We start from the raw sequence: 12,426 nt of genomic DNA on the forward strand, positions 1-12,426 counted from the left end.
TAACGCGCCATGACCCAAGTTTACGACCTGATCCTGCGCGGCGGCACCGTCGTCACCCCCGGCGGCGAAGCCCAGACTGACATCGGCATCATCGGCGAGCGCATTGCCCATATCGGCGACCTTTCAAAGGCCTCAGCCGGCGAAATCTATGGCGCCGCTGGCCTCCACATCCTGCCCGGCGTGATCGACACGCAGGTCCACTTCCGGGAGCCTGGCCTGGAATACAAGGCAGACCTCGAAACCGAGGCCCGCTCGGCCGCGCTCGGCGGCGTTGTTGCCGTTTTCGAGATGCCCAACACCAATCCCTCGACCATCACGCCTGACCGGATGCTGGACAAGCTCGCCCGCGCCAGGGGCCGGATGGACATTGACCACGCCTTCTATGCCGGCGCGACACATGACAACGTGGCGTTGCTGCCCGAAATGGAGCGGATGCTCGGATGTTGCGGCGTGAAGGTGTTCATGGGCGCCTCGACCGGCGACCTCCTCATCAAGGATGACGCGGGCGTTGAGGCCGTGCTGCGCGCCATCAAGCGCCGCGCTGCCTTTCATTCCGAAGACGAATACCGCCTCGAAGAGCGCCGCCACCTCGCCGTGACGGGTGATTGGAACAGCCATATCGTCGTGCGCGATGTTGAGGCGGCTGTCTCCTCCACGCGCCGCCTGCTGCGCCTTGCCCGCAAGACCGGCAAGCGTATCCATGTGCTGCACATCTCCACCGCCGAGGAGATGGAGCTGCTGCGCGACGCCAAAGATGTGGCGAGCGTTGAAGTCCTCCCCAACCACCTCACTCTGGCCGCGCCTGATTGCTATGACCGGCTGAAAGGCTTTGCCCAGCAGAACCCGCCTGTGCGTGAGGCCCGCCACCGTGACGCCCTCTGGCGCGCGCTCAATGCAGGCATTGTCGATGTTCTGGCGACGGACCATGCCCCGCACACAATCGAAGAGAAGCAGCGGCCTTATCCGGCTTCGCCGTCCGGCATGCCCGGCGTGCAGACGCTGGTGCCGGTGATGCTGACGCATGTGAATGACGGTAAGCTCAGCCTGCAACGCTTTGTCGAACTGACCAGCGCCGGCCCGCAGCGCGTCTTCGGCCTCGCCGACAAGGGCCGCATCGCCGAAGGTAACCATGCCGACTTCACGATTGTGGACTTGAAGCGCAAGGCCACGATCACCGCTGACTGGTCAAAATCCAAATGCGGCTGGACCCAGTTTGATGGCTTCGAAGCCACCGGCTGGCCGGTCGGCACCATCGTGCGCGGCGGCTTCGTCATGCGCGACGGCGAGATCGTCCAGAAAGGCGGCGGCAAGCCTGTCCGCTTCAACGAAACGCTCGAGCCTGCTGCCTGAACCTGATTTATATCCCGAGAGAACGCTCATGACCTTCAAACCTGCCTTGCTCATTTCGGCTGCCCTGCTGCTCTCTATGCCTTCGGCTTTCGCGCAGGAGCGCACGGCGTTCGAACAGAAAGCGCGCTCCCTCTACGAAGAAGCCGTCGCCGTGCGCACCGCCAAGGGGCAGGGTAAGGTGCCTGAACTCGTTGACTATCTCGTCAGTGAGCTGAAGGCAGCCGGCTTCACAGACGCAGATATTGAAGTTACCGATTATGAGAATGACGGCGAGCTTACGCAGGGCCTGATGGTCTGGTATCGCGCCGAGGGCGAGGCAGCGGAGAAACCCATCGTCCTGCTCGCGCATATGGATGTGGTCGACGCGCTGCCCGATACCTGGGAGCGTTACCCCTTCGACCTGATTGAAGAGGACGGCTATTTCTTCGGCCGCGGCACAGCCGACAACAAATACGGCGTCGTCAGCCTCGTCGCCACTTTCATGCGGCTGAAGGAAGAAGGCTTCCAGTCCAACCGCGATCTCGTCATCGCCCTCTCGGGCGACGAGGAAACCGGAATGATCTCCACCCGCGCGCAGGCAGAATACACCGCCGAGAATATCGATCCGGCTTATGTGCTGAACGCCGATGCAGGCGGGCTGACGCTGGATATGGATGGAAAGGCGCTGCTCTATGGCGTTCAGGGCTCTGAAAAGACCTACGCTACCTTTGAGCTGACGATCAGCAATCCCGGCGGCCATTCATCTGCTCCGAGAGCGGACAATGCGATCTATGAGCTCGCCGATGTGCTCCAGAAAATCGAAGCGCACAAATTTCCGGTGATGCACAGCCCGCTGACGCTCGCTTCCTTCAAGTCTGGCGGGGCGCAGACGCCCGGCCCGCTGGGCGCGGCCATGCTGGCCTTTGCTGAAAACCCCGAAGACGAAGCCGCCATCGCCACCCTGCGTGCTGATCCGTCCACGGTTGGCAGCACCGGTACCACCTGCGTCGCCACCATGCTGCGCGCCGGCCATGCCGAAAACGCCCTGCCGCAACGCGCAACCGCGACGGTCAACTGCCGCATCTTCCCCGGCGTCGGCATCGACGCGACAGAGAAGACCCTGAAAGAGGTTGGCGGCAACGAGAACCTGAAGATCAAGCTGATCTCGGATCTGGTGGAAAGCCCGGAATCGAAATTGCCGGACGACGTGATGGCAGCGGTCAATACTGCCCTCGCGGCGCGTGGACTCGAAGGCTTGCCCGTCGTGCCGCACATGTCCTCAGGCGGAACGGACGGCATGTTCTACCGTAATCTCGGCTATGATACGCTGGGCATCGGCGGCTCCGGCGCAAAGCCGAATGATACCTTCGCGCATGGCCTGAATGAGCGCCTTTCGGTCGACGCGTTCTATGGCGGCCTCGACCATTGGTACATCATCCTCAAGGAACTCGCCGGCGGCGAATAACGCTCCGGCGGGACAGGCTGAGGGAGGGGCTTGCCCTTTCCGGCCGCCTGCGCGAGCAATCATGTCAGAAAACAAATTCATGGCGGGCCTGCCCTGCCATGCGGGGAGGATAAATTTTGCCAATGAGCAAGACCGCGCATATTCCGTTTCGTGAGGTGCCTTATCTTCCGCTGAAGCTGAAGATCGACCGGCGCCCCGATGGCACGATCTATCTCGACAGTGGCCATCCGCTCAAAGCCCATCCGCCGCATATGCTCGCTCCGCTGGTGAAATGGGGCGCCGAGCGCCCGGACCAGACCTGGCTGGCCGAGCGCTGGCCGGAAAACCCCGCTGCCGATGACTGGCGCCGCATGACCTATGCCGATGGCCTTGCCGCCGTCCGGCGCATTGCCGCCGCCTTCCTCAGCGAGGGCGCCGGGCAGGACGCGCCGGTGATGATCCTCTCGAAGAATTCCATCGACAATGCGCTCGTCATGTACGGCGCCATGTGGGCGGCGAGCCCGGTGGTGCCGGTGACGCCCGCCTACGCGACGCTCAGCCAGGACCTCCTGCGGTTCCGGTATATCGACCAGCTCACCACACCGAAATTCATCTATGTCGAAGATGGCAACGAGTATCAGCGCGCCCTCGACAGCCTCGACCTGACCGGGCGTCTGGTGATCTATTCTCGCAATGCGCCGAAAGTCCCCCGCGCCGTCAGTCTGGAGGATTTTGCCGGACAGACCGGCCCGGCGGTGGACGAGGCTTATGCCCGCCTCACGCCGAAAACCGTCGCCAAATACATGCTCACCTCCGGCTCCACCGGGGAGCCCAAGGCCGTCATCAACACCCATGGCATGGTCGCGGCCAATTCCAAGATGATCCGCTCGGTATGGGACGAGGAACGCCTCGACGCGATTACCGGCGGCCCGCAGGTGATGGTGAACTTCCTGCCCTGGAGCCACACTTACGGCACCCATTCGATCCTCCACAACATGCTGGACTGGGGCGGCACGATGTATATCTGCCAGGGCGCGCCCACGCCCGCCCGCCTTCCGGAGATGATCCGTAACCTGAAGGAAATCCCCACCACCCAGCACACCACCGTGCCCCAGGCATGGGCGGCGCTGGCCACCGCGCTGGAGCAGGACGACGCCCTCGCCGAAGTGTTCTTCTCCCGCCTCACCTCCATGGCCTATGGCGGCGCCTCAATGGGGCAGGACATCTACGAACGCATTCAGGAAGTCGCCGTCCGTGTCACCGGCGAGCGCATCTCTCTGTCTGCCGGGTACGGCGCAACCGAAACCTCTCCCACCGCCTCAAATGTCCACTGGCCGAACGACAAGATGGGCCTCATCGGCCTGCCGCTGCCCGGCAACACATTCAAGCTGGTGCCAGCGGGCGACAAGCTGGAGCTGCGCGTCAAAGGCGTCAACGTCACACCCGGCTATTTCCGCAACGCGGAGAAGACCGCCGAAGCCTTTGATGAAGAGGGCTATTACAAGCTCGGCGACGCGGTGAAGTTCGTTGATCCGGCCGAGCCTGAACGCGGCCTCGCCTTTGATGGCCGCACGGTGGAAGAGTTCAAGCTCGCCAGCGGCACATGGGTCTCGGCCGGCGCCGTGCGCGTTGCGGCCGTGGCGGCGTGTGGCGGCGCGCTGTCAGACGCGGTTGTCTGCGGCCTCAACAAGGATGAGATCGGCCTTCTGGGCTTTCTCAACCTCGCCTGGTGTCAGCGCCTCGTGGGCGAGGCCTTGCCTGCCGATCAGCTGGTCACCCATCCCAAGGTGCTCGAAGCCGTCAAGGCGGGGCTGAGCGCCCACAACAAGGCCCACCCCAATGCCTCTGCCCGCATTACGCGGATACTGCTGCAACCTGTCGAGCCGCGCGCTGACCTCGGCGAGATCACCGAAAAAGGCTACATCAATCAGTCCCGGACGCAGGCCCTGCGCCCCGATCAACTTGATCTGCTATTTGCCGCCGAAAATGCCGCCGGGAAAATCCTGATTTAATGGCATTTTCAGTGCCAATATCAGCCGGTTATGCCGAATCCTGCCTTTTTGGGGCTCGATTCCTTATCCAAAGCGCTTAAACATGCCCCTGAAGTCTTCGGGTAACCGGAGGCTTTGGCCATTCCCCTTTGGCTCATGGCGGGTCGCAGATAGTCAGGAAGCTCCCCTTGCTTCCGAGCTGCCTGCGGCCCGTTTGGTTTTGCGCTCGCGCCGAAAACCGCTAGGGAACGCCAACAACTCAATCAGGGGAGGTTTGTCCATGTCCGATTCCGACGCCGCCATGACCGGCGCCGAGGCGCTTGTGTCCACACTAGCCGATCATGGCGTCACGGCCTGCTTCGCCAATCCCGGCACCTCTGAAATGCACCTCGTCACCGCGCTCGACCGCGAGCCGCGCATCCGCTCGGTGCTCTGCCTGTTTGAGGGTGTGGCGACCGGCGCCGCAGACGGCTACGCCCGCGTCACAGGCCGCCCGGCGATGACGCTGCTGCATCTGGGCGCCGGCTTCATGAATGGCGGGGCCAACATCCACAACGCCAAGCGCGCCTGGACCCCGATGATCAACGTCATCGGCGATCATTCGGTGCCGCACCTGCGCTATGACGCGCCGCTCACCTCCAACATCATGGGCCTCGCCGGGCCAAACTCGGTCTGGATCAAATCGGCCAACCATGTCTCTGTCACGGGCGATCTGGCGGCCGAAGCCTGGGCCGCCAGCTTTGGCCCTGTGCCCGGCCCGGTCTCGCTGATCCTCCCGGCGGACTCCGCCTGGACCGAAGGCGCCACCCCCGGCAAGACGCGCGCTCAGCCCTTCCTGCGCGCGCCCGATACTGCGCTCGTCGAAGCCGCTGCCAAGGCTGTGAAGTCCGCCAAAAAACCGATGATCCTGATCAGCGGCACCGCGCTCACCGGTCCCGGCCTCGGCCATGCTGCGCGCCTGAAAGCGGCCGGCATCCGTGTGCTGACGGATACGTTCTTCCCCCGCCAGGTACGCGGCGCGGGCATCTTCGCGCCCGAGCGGATGCAGTATTTTGCCGAAGGCGCGATGGCAGACCTTGAAGGCACCGACCTGATGCTGGTGGCCGGCACACAGGTGCCCGTCGCCTTCTTCGCTTATCCCGGCAAGCCGAGCCTGCTTGTGCCCGAAGGCTGCACACCGATGGTGCTCGGCGGGCCGGAAAGCGACAGCGCCGCCATCCTCGAAGCTCTCGCCGATACCATGGGCCTCACCGAGGCAGCGCCTGCGCCTACGCTGGAAATTCCAGACGCCCCGACCGGCGCGCTCAATGCCGCCACCATCGGCGCCTCCATCGCGCGGCATATGCCCGAGGGCACATTCGTCTCTGATGATGGCGTTTCCAACGGTCTGCCGAGCTTCATGATGACCGGCCGCGCCCGCCCGCATGACTGGATGATGCTGACCGGCGGCGCGATCGGGCAGGGCATGCCCCTCGCGCTCGGCGCTGCCATCGGTGCCAAGGGCCGCAAGGTGCTCTGCCTCACGGGCGATGGCGCAGGCATGTACACCAACCAGGCGCTCTGGAGCATGGCGCGCGAGAAAGCCGATGTGATTAACATCGTCTTCGTCAACCATTCCTACCGTATCCTGAACATCGAGCTGGCGCGCACCGGCGCGGGCAATCCCGGCCGCGTGGCGGCAGACCTCCTCGGCCTCGGCCGCCCGGAGATCGACTGGGTGAAGCTGTCGGAAGCCCAGGGCGTCCCGGCGGTCAACGCCACCACCGCCGAAGAATTCGACGCAGCCCTCGCCCGCGCCTTCAGCGAGCCGGGCCCCCACCTGATCGCCGCGCACGTTCCCGCGCGCTAGGCACAAAAAAACTCAGCCGCCTGACGCATCAGGCGGCTGAGCTGTTTTCAGTTCAGGTCCGGAAAATCACTCGGCCGCGTCGGCGTCCACCTCATCCTTCTTCGCCGGATCATATTTCGCAAACCAGCCCATGATGTTGTCCGTCTTGGCAATCAGGCGGCTGGGGCGGGCGGCGATATAGTGGGGCGAGCCGGGAATGCGGATGAGCGCGGTATCGACCCCGTTCATTTTCAGCCCGGTATAGAACTGCTCGGCTTCCCATGTTGGTGTACGGAAATCTTCTTCCCCCACCATCATGAGTGTCGGTGTCTTCACCTTGTCAACATAGCGGATCGGCGAGCGTTCCAGATAGGCTTCCGGGTTGGACCAGGGGTCTTCGCGTATCCAGTGACGGCGCACCATCTGGGCGATGTCGGCCGAAAGCGCCATCGTCATCCAGTTGATCACCGGCTTGACCGAGGCGGCGGCTGCAAAACGCTCCGTCTTGGTCACGATCCAGGCGGTCAGGATGCCGCCGCCCGATCCTCCGGTCACGAACAATCTGTCTTCGCTGACATAGTTGCGCTTCACCAGCTCATCGACGACGCTCATCAGGTCGTGATAGTCATTGCCCGGATAGGCCCGGTCGATGGCCAGGGCAAACTCCTCGCCATAGCCGGTCGAGCCGCGCGGGTTGGTCCACACGGTGACATAGCCTTCCGCTGCAAATCGCTGGATCTCGCTGGCGAAGAAGGGGCCATACATCGCGTAGGGCCCGCCATGGATTTCCAGGATCATCGGGAAGCTGCCATCGGCCTTGAAGTCGGGCGGCAGGGCCACCCAGGCTTCGATTTCCAGGCCATCATGGCTGGAGGGCACCTTGATCTCTTCGATGCGCGCCGTTTCCAGATAGGGCAGGATGTCGTCATTGAGGGCAGTGAGCACCTTCATGCCCTTGCCGTCAATCGCGGCAGACGCCACCTCGGACGGGCGGTCGTCGAAACCGGCGGTGTAGGCGACGAGCGGGTTGCGCCCTCCGCTTACGGAGAAACTGCCTTCGGCATAAGGCCGGCCAATGGAGGCGCCGCCGATGCCGGTCAGCACCTTCGTTGCCGCTCCGCCTGTGGTGATGCGGTAAAGGCTGAGAACGCCGTGATCTTCAGACAGTACCAGCAGGCTCCTGCCATCGGGCGCCCACAGGGTCTGGCCGACATTGCCGGGGAAATCGGCGGCAATCTCGCGCGCGCCGCTGCCATCGGCATTCATCAGGTAAAGATTGTCCTGCTGGTAGGAGAGAACCTTGTCGTCAAATCCGCGATAGGCAATCGTCTTACCATCGGGGGAGACAACCGCGCCATAGTCCGGGCCATCCCGGCTCGTCAGGGGTCGGATCGAAAGATCAGCCAGGCTCACCGCATGGATTTCGCTTTCCAGCGGGTCCATGTCGGCGTCTTCGGCAAGGTTGCCGGAAACCAGCAGGGTGGCGTTGCCCAGCCAGGCCGGGCCGGAAAGGTCTGCCTCACCAAAAGTTACCTGCCGCGGCGTGCCGCCATCAACGGGCAAAACGAAAATCTGCGAGGTGCCATCCTTGAGATAGCCCGCGCCATCAAAGCGGAAGGTGAGGCGATCAAACACCTTCACCGGATCGCTCCACTTGCCGCCCTCGGGGGTGGCGGGCGCCTTGGCAAAGCTCGGCGCGTCGCTGGGCACAAACATCGAGAAGGCGATGTATTTCCCGTCGGGCGACCAGACCGGCTGCGAGGGGGCCTGAAGGAACTGCGCGAGTGCGTGGCTGCGGCCCGTGTCGGGATAGAACACGCGCAGTTCAGGCTTGCCGCCTGCCGCGCTCATATAGATCAGGCGCGAGCCATCTGGCGACCAGCGCGGATTGGCAGCACCCTCGGCGCCGGCCACCAGCGGCCGGTGATTGCCGGTGCCTGTGTCGATGCTCCAGAGCTGGCCAACATCCCGGTCCGTCATCCGGTCCATTGAGCGGCGGACATAGGCGATCGTCTTGCCGTCCGGCGAGACCTGCGGATCGGATGCATATTCCATGTCGAACACGCGCTCGGCGGTGAAGCGTTTCGACGGCGTGGTGTCTTTTGCTGTGTCAGCAACGGCCGGTGATGCAGCCAGCATGAAAGCCAGGCTCGCAACGGCCAAAGTGCGGGAAATCATGAATACCCCTCCATCCGCAATTTTCTGTGCTGCGGGCGTAACATGCTGAATGCGGAGAGGATAGCTCAGCGGTTTTCCGGGCTTGCGATTCGCAAAACGGCTGCGCATATAGCCCTCGGAGGCAGGCGGCGGACGGGCCGCTCGCCAATCGGGTCAGGCGGGGAACCGAGCAGCCCTAACGAGCTTCAGTCCGGGTCGTTTGCTTGTCTCCACCCATTTCCCGCAATTCCGTGCCATTGACCGCGCCTGCCGCCGTAATCACGGCCGCCTCCTGCGTCAGAGGGTGTGCGGCGAGATCCGAGACCGACACATAGACCCGGCCCATCCGCTCGCTTTTCGCCGGCACCGCGTCTTCGCCCAGCCCCTCAGACATCGCCCGCCAGACCAGCTCTGAGCAGTAAAGGCTGTTATCGGATGCGAGCGAAAACGACCGGTCAAACGGCCGTCCGACAACCGATTCGGCATAGGCGAGGTAGGCGGCCTGCTGCGCGCCCTCCAGATCCATCCGGTAAACGCCAAGATCGGCTACATCCGCCAGATAGTCCGCCAGGCTGACCCGGACGACCGCGCCGGCCTCCCGCCGCGCGCCGGTGTCGGCATGGATCACCGAGAGGGTGCCATCGGCGTTCTCAACGGCGATTCCGACATGTCCCCAGCGCTTGTCGCCCAGCGACCAGATCGCCGCCAGCTGCGTGCCTGCGCCGGTATTGGCGCCCTTGAACAACAGGTCGCCTGCCTCAACCGGCGGCAGTGCCTCGGGCGGTATCTGCGCCCCGGCAATCCCGGCCCCCAGCAGGCAGGCCAGCGCGGCGGTTACTTGGCGACGCAATTGGCAAGCACCGAACTGCCAGACGCCGAGATCGATTCGTAGATCAGCGTCATCGCGTCATCGAGGGTCGGGGCCGATAAGAGCGTGTCAGCGACGAGAATCGCATCGGCTTCGCTCATGAACTCGCCGGTATATTCCATGTCATAGTCGTCCCAGCCTTCCCAGGTGATGGAATCGGCCAGACAGGCGCAGTCTTCAGGGAAGTAGAGGCTCTCCTTGCCTGCAGCCAGCGCGGCTTCATGCCGGGCCAGCAGGGCGGGGCAGGCGGCCTGGGCGCGTGCCTGCTGGGCTGTGTGCACATCTGTCAGCTGGGCGAGGGCGGGCGCCGCCAGGATCAGCGCGGTAACCAGTGTTGCGAAAAATTTCATGAAAAGTGTCCCCTTGGATGCATCCCGTGTAAGAGGCTACACTCACGCTGAATCGCCCGCAATCACTGGAACAGGGGGCGCCGCGTTAATCTTTTGTTTACCCGATTTCCACGTCTTCTTGACGGATTTGCGAATTGAGGCGTTGACCGGAAATTAACCTTCAGACACTATATCTTGTGTCGGGGCAAAGGGGTGAGACCACATCTGGTTTAGCTCCCGCGATATCCCTATATCTGCAGGAACATCGAGGAGGGTCGCCATGTCGGCAACCAACGCTAAATCCGTCGCCAGTGAAGCCGCCCGCAAAGGCAAGCCGAAAGCTGGTGGGGGCGCGAAAGTGGCGCTCGTGCCGGTCAACCAGGTGGTGACCGATCCGTCCCGCGATTCGCTGCTGACCGATTTCGGCAAGAAGACGCTCGACGACCGTTACCTGCTGCCCGGCGAGACCTATCAGGACATGTTCGCCCGCGTCGCCACCGCCTATGCGGACGATGCCGAGCATGGCCAGCGCATCTATGACTATATTTCGCGCCTCTGGTTCATGCCCGCAACGCCTGTGCTCTCCAATGGCGGCGCCGATCGCGGCCTGCCGATTTCCTGCTTCCTCAACCAGGTCGGCGATTCGCTCGACGACATCGTCGAGACCTGGACCGAGAATGTCTGGCTCGCCTCCAATGGCGGCGGCATCGGCACCTATTGGGGCAATGTCCGCTCCATCGGTGAGAAAGTCGGCCAGAACGGTCAGACCTCCGGCATCATCCCCTTCATCCGCGTGATGGATTCGCTCACCCTTGCGATCAGCCAGGGCTCGCTGCGCCGTGGCTCGGCTGCCTGCTATCTCGACATCCACCACCCGGAAATCGAAGAATTCCTGGAAATCCGCAAAACCTCGGGCGACTTCAACCGCAAGTCCCTGAACCTCCATCACGGCATCAACATCACCGACGCCTTCATGGAAGCGGTCCGCAATGACGAAGAGTTCGGACTCATCAGCCCGAAATCGGGTGAAGTGCTGAAATACGTCAATGCCCGCAAGCTCTGGCAGAAACTGCTCGAGCTGCGCATGCAGACCGGCGAGCCCTACCTGCTGTTCACCGACACCGTGAACAACGCGCTGCCCGCCCACCAGAAGCGCCTCGGCCTCAAGGTTACCCAGTCGAACCTCTGCTCGGAAATCACCCTGCCGACCGGCGTCGACCATCGCGGCACCGACCGCACGGCTGTCTGCTGCCTGTCCTCGGTGAACGCTGAAACCTTCCTCGAATGGTCGAAGGAGCCGATGTTCCTGGAAGACATCTTCCGCTTCCTCGACAACGTGCTGGAAGACTTCATCCAGCGCGCCCCGCCGGAAATGGCCCGCGCGGTCTATTCCGCCAAGCGCGAGCGCTCGGTCGGCCTCGGCGTCATGGGCTTCCACTCCTTCCTCCAGGCGATGAATGTCTCCATGGAAAGCGCGACCGCCAAGTCGCTCAACCTGAAGATCTTCAAGCACATCCGCCAGGGCGCAGACGCGGCCTCGGTGAAGCTCGCCAAGGAACGTGGCCCCTGTGAAGACGCCCGCGATGTCGGCATGATGGCCCGCTTCTCCAACAAGATGGCCGTCGCCCCCACCGCGTCGATCTCGATCATCTGCGGCGGCACCTCGGCCGGCATCGAGCCGATCCCGGCCAACGTCTACACCCACAAGACCCTCTCGGGCTCCTTCACGGTGAAGAACCAGCAGCTGGAAACCCTGCTCGATACGAAAGGTCTCAACACCAACGAGATCTGGACCTCGATCCTCGAGCATGAAGGCTCGGTCCAGCACCTCGATTGCCTCGACGCGCATGAGAAGGATGTCTTCAAGACCGCCTTCGAACTTGACCAGCGCTGGATCATCGAGCTGGCGGCCGACCGCACGCCGTTCATCTGCCAGTCTCAGTCGCTGAACCTCTTCCTGCCCGGCGACATCAATAAATGGGACCTTCACATGCTGCACTGGACGGCATGGGAGCGGGGCCTGAAGTCGCTCTACTATTGCCGCTCGAAATCCGTGCAGCGCGCCGCCTTCGCCGGGTCGGAAAAGGCGGAAGCCTCGACGCTGGAAGTCGCGCGCACCGACTATGACGAGTGCCTTGCCTGCCAGTAAGGCAGGGCTGCCTCAACCGGCATCATTCTATCAAAGGGCGCCCGCTGATTCGGCTGGCGCCCTTTTTCGTTGCGGGAAGTAAACGCCGCATTCGCCCCTGTTTTGCCAAATTTCTCAACGCCTTAATCAAAATCAGCCTCCTGTCGTCAGGGCAGGTATGGCAAAAATTTTTTTGAAATCTGGAATCTGCAGCCGTTTCTACAGAAACGGGCATGACGAACATCTGTTAATCAATTTGGGTAAGAATCCGTGTTGGGGCGAATTTCTCTTCATGATATTGGAACTGATAGGGAAGAACCTCGTTAAGAAGAATGTGACGGGGATCTACCTT

General features: G+C 62.8%; 7 protein-coding genes, 1 other RNA gene and 1 pseudogene. 6 read left to right on the forward strand and 3 right to left on the reverse strand.

The genetic code is table 11. The features are described from left to right. The first annotated feature begins 9 nt into the window (after positions 1-9). From HNE_RS04290 to HNE_RS04305, 4 genes are all read left to right on the forward strand, one after another. The gene (locus tag HNE_RS04290; protein ID WP_011645889.1) at positions 10-1,350 is read left to right on the forward strand and encodes a dihydroorotase; all 1,341 of its coding nucleotides are present in this window, start codon (positions 10-12) and stop codon (positions 1,348-1,350) included. A gap of 28 nt (positions 1,351-1,378) precedes the next feature. Further along, entirely contained in the window at positions 1,379-2,794 is a 1,416-nt protein-coding gene (locus tag HNE_RS04295; RefSeq protein ID WP_011645890.1) for a M20/M25/M40 family metallo-hydrolase, read from the forward strand. 122 nt (positions 2,795-2,916) lie between these two features. Continuing rightward, positions 2,917-4,785 (forward strand): feruloyl-CoA synthase, encoded by a 1,869-nt coding sequence (locus HNE_RS04300; protein ID WP_011645891.1) that lies wholly within the window; start codon positions 2,917-2,919, stop codon positions 4,783-4,785. A 280-nt stretch (positions 4,786-5,065) separates the two neighbouring features. Continuing rightward, positions 5,066-6,613 carry an acetolactate synthase large subunit gene (locus HNE_RS04305; RefSeq protein WP_011645892.1) on the forward strand — a complete coding sequence of 516 codons (1,548 nt, stop codon included), beginning with the start codon at positions 5,066-5,068 and terminating at the stop codon, positions 6,611-6,613. Between the two features lie 66 nt (positions 6,614-6,679). On the opposite strand, the gene HNE_RS04310 is transcribed toward HNE_RS04305, so the two are convergent. Next, positions 6,680-8,770 carry an alpha/beta hydrolase family protein gene (locus HNE_RS04310; protein ID WP_011645893.1) on the reverse strand — a complete coding sequence of 697 codons (2,091 nt, stop codon included), beginning with the start codon at positions 8,768-8,770 and terminating at the stop codon, positions 6,680-6,682. 119 nt (positions 8,771-8,889) lie between these two features. Here HNE_RS04310 and ffs point away from each other — a divergent pair. Then, positions 8,890-8,982: signal recognition particle sRNA small type (gene ffs, locus HNE_RS18315), an RNA gene on the forward strand. Positions 8,983-9,137: 155 nt separating this feature from the next. Here ffs and HNE_RS19090 read toward each other — a convergent pair. Both HNE_RS19090 and HNE_RS04320 read right to left on the reverse strand, forming a co-directional pair. Further along, positions 9,138-9,599, reverse strand: a pseudogene (locus HNE_RS19090) (YiiX/YebB-like N1pC/P60 family cysteine hydrolase); the annotation flags it as partial. After that, positions 9,584-9,967, reverse strand: coding sequence for a hypothetical protein (locus HNE_RS04320; protein WP_011645895.1), 384 nt, complete (start codon positions 9,965-9,967; stop codon positions 9,584-9,586). The pseudogene HNE_RS19090 and the gene HNE_RS04320, both read right to left, overlap by 16 nt. 259 nt (positions 9,968-10,226) lie before the next feature. Here HNE_RS04320 and HNE_RS04325 point away from each other — a divergent pair, with 259 nt between their 5' ends. Then, on the forward strand, positions 10,227-12,095 hold the full coding sequence (locus HNE_RS04325) for a ribonucleoside-diphosphate reductase subunit alpha (RefSeq protein ID WP_035590069.1): 1,869 nt from the start codon (positions 10,227-10,229) through the stop codon (positions 12,093-12,095). Positions 12,096-12,426 lie beyond the last annotated feature (331 nt).

The sequence above is a fragment of the Hyphomonas neptunium ATCC 15444 genome, from assembly GCF_000013025.1.
GTDB classification, from domain to species: Bacteria; Pseudomonadota; Alphaproteobacteria; order Caulobacterales; family Hyphomonadaceae; genus Hyphomonas; species Hyphomonas neptunia.

Excerpts from the sequence above, each read along its gene's own strand:
- HNE_RS04290 (WP_011645889.1), top strand. The coding sequence starts at position 10 with ATGACCCAAGTTTACGACCTGATCCTGCGCGGCGGCACCGTCGTCACC.
- HNE_RS04295 (WP_011645890.1), top strand. The coding sequence starts at position 1,379 with ATGACCTTCAAACCTGCCTTGCTCATTTCGGCTGCCCTGCTGCTCTCT.
- HNE_RS04300 (WP_011645891.1), top strand. The coding sequence starts at position 2,917 with ATGAGCAAGACCGCGCATATTCCGTTTCGTGAGGTGCCTTATCTTCCG.
- HNE_RS04305 (WP_011645892.1), top strand. The coding sequence starts at position 5,066 with ATGACCGGCGCCGAGGCGCTTGTGTCCACACTAGCCGATCATGGCGTC.
- HNE_RS04310 (WP_011645893.1), bottom strand. The coding sequence starts at position 8,770 with ATGATTTCCCGCACTTTGGCCGTTGCGAGCCTGGCTTTCATGCTGGCT.
- HNE_RS04320 (WP_011645895.1), bottom strand. The coding sequence starts at position 9,967 with ATGAAATTTTTCGCAACACTGGTTACCGCGCTGATCCTGGCGGCGCCC.
- HNE_RS04325 (WP_035590069.1), top strand. The coding sequence starts at position 10,227 with ATGTCGGCAACCAACGCTAAATCCGTCGCCAGTGAAGCCGCCCGCAAA.